This window comes from Sphingomonas sp. TF3, assembly GCF_003985085.1.
Taxonomy (GTDB): Bacteria; Pseudomonadota; Alphaproteobacteria; order Sphingomonadales; family Sphingomonadaceae; genus Sphingomonas.
Window position 1 is genome coordinate 1 of the sequence record NZ_RWKS01000079.1, and the last position, 801, is coordinate 801.

Sequence of the window (801 nt, forward strand, 5' to 3'; positions counted from 1 at the left end):
CCAAGCGATTTACGCGACGGGGAATGGGCGCTGATCGAGCCTTTGTTGCCACCGGCTCGCAGTGGTGGGCGGCCGCGGACAACGCGCCTGCGCGCGGTGATGGACGCGATCTTGTACATAGCGTCGAGCGGTTGTGCATGGCGCATGTTGCCCAAATGCTTTCCACCGATCTCGACAGTGCGCGGTTATTTCTACGGCTGGCGGGACAGTGGCCTGCTCACGACAATCAACCATCTTCTGGCGATGACAGCGCGCCAGCAGGTTGGCCGGGAGGCGAGCCCGACGGCGGGCGTGATCGACAGCCAGTCGGTCAAAACGACGGAAAGCGGCGGCGTTTCCGGCTACGATGCGGGCAAGAAGATCAAGGGCCGCAAGCGGCACATCCTCACCGACACCTGCGGATTTTTGATCTTCATCCTCGTCCATGCCGCCGACATCCAGGATCGCGATGGCGCGCCCGATGTCCTCAAAGCCGTCCGCTTCCGGTTCCCCTGGCTGCGGCACGTCTTCGCCGATGGCGGCTATGCAGGCAGCAAACTCAAGGACGCGCTCAAGGGCCACGGCAGGTGGACGCTCGAAATCATCAAGCGATCGGATACCGCCAAAGGCTTCGAGATCTTGCCGCGCCGATGGGTGGTCGAACGCACATTCGCATGGCTGGGCCGGTGCCGCCGTCTGGCCAAAGACTGGGAGCGATCCATCGAAAGCTCCACCGCATGGGCCACCGTGGCCAGCATCCGCATGCTCACCCGCAGGATCGCAACATTCTCAAACCATTGAGAAACTTTTGAATCGGGCTCT

General features: G+C 62.3%; 1 protein-coding gene. It reads left to right on the top strand.

Annotation, left to right across the window (positions count from 1 at the left end):
- Positions 1-780: IS5 family transposase (locus tag EJC47_RS20865; protein ID WP_126849597.1), on the top strand; the 780-nt coding region annotated here is incomplete at its 5' end.
- Positions 781-801: the final 21 nt, after the last annotated feature.